Source organism: Bartonella jaculi (genome assembly GCF_039543045.1).
Classification (GTDB): Bacteria; Pseudomonadota; Alphaproteobacteria; order Rhizobiales; family Rhizobiaceae; genus Bartonella; species Bartonella jaculi.
In genome coordinates, this window is the sequence record NZ_BAABIZ010000133.1 from 1 (window position 1) to 1,047 (window position 1,047).

The 1,047-nt window shown below is 46.0% G+C and carries 1 protein-coding gene and 1 pseudogene; both read left to right on the forward strand.

Annotated features, from left to right (window positions below):
* On the forward strand, nt 1–571 hold a 571-nt coding region (locus tag ABD915_RS09795), incomplete at its 5' end, for a phage protein Gp27 family protein (protein ID WP_345117764.1).
* A pseudogene (locus ABD915_RS09800) lies at nt 564–1,047 on the forward strand (hypothetical protein); the annotation flags it as partial. The gene ABD915_RS09795 and the pseudogene ABD915_RS09800, both read left to right, overlap by 8 nt.

Genomic DNA, 1,047 nt, shown 5'->3' on the forward strand with positions numbered 1-1,047 from the left:
CGGGCGTGGGCGCTTAACGGCGATTGATTTATTGCCACAAGCTTGTGATCAAATTATTGCAGAGGCGGCTGAAGCTTTAAATGGGCGTGAAAAGACGCAAAAAGCCATTTATGATGAATTTAAAGCGTCTTTGAAGGCTTTAAAAAAAGAAACGGGTCTCAATTTTTCTATTCCCTCTTTTTCCAGTTTTAATCGTTATTCTTTGCGTTTAGCAGTGATGTCACGGCGCTTAGAACAAACCCGTGAAATAGCAGCAAGCCTTTCACAGCGCTTTGATGCCAAAGCTTCTGATAATATTACTTTGTTAACAGCTGCAGCGATTAAAGAGCTTATTTTTTCCACGTTAAGCAGTGGGAAAAGCCTTTCGCCAAAGGCAGCCCAAGAGTTGGCGAATGCGCTTAAAGGGGTTTTGGCTGCTGAACATTTATCCACGACCAGACGGCAAAGATTAGAGAAGGATTTTACCAGTAAGGCAAGTAAAGCGGTTGAGGTGGCAGCGGCGGCAGCGGGGCTTTCAGAAGAGACGGCACGGGCTATTCGCGCGCAGGTGTTGGGGATAAAACATGGCTGAAGGGTGTGAGACTTTTGAACAGACTCCTTTAAACAATGATGCGAATGGTGATCGGTTGGGTTTTGAACTTTGGCAGGCGAGTGCTTGTCTCAAAGAGAAAGATCCCTTAGCTGAAGGGATTTTGATGGCGCATCAACGGGCATGGATTGAGGATAAATCCCCCTTAAAGTTGGTTGAAAAAGGGCGCCGGACCGGCATTACTTTTGCAGAGGCTCTAGATGATACGCTGATTGCGGCGGCAACGCTTGAGGCTGGTGGCGATAATGTTTTTTACATTGGAGACACCAAAGAAAAGGGGCGTGAATTTATTGGCTATGTGAGCAATTTTGCGAAGGCACTTACTAGCCACAGTGGGGATGTGGAAGAATTTTTATTTCCGGATCAAAAAGAGGATGGGTCGACAAAATATATCTCTGCTTATCGGGTACGCTTTGCTTCGGGGTTTCGCATTGAAGCGCTTTCAAGCCGTCCTGAAA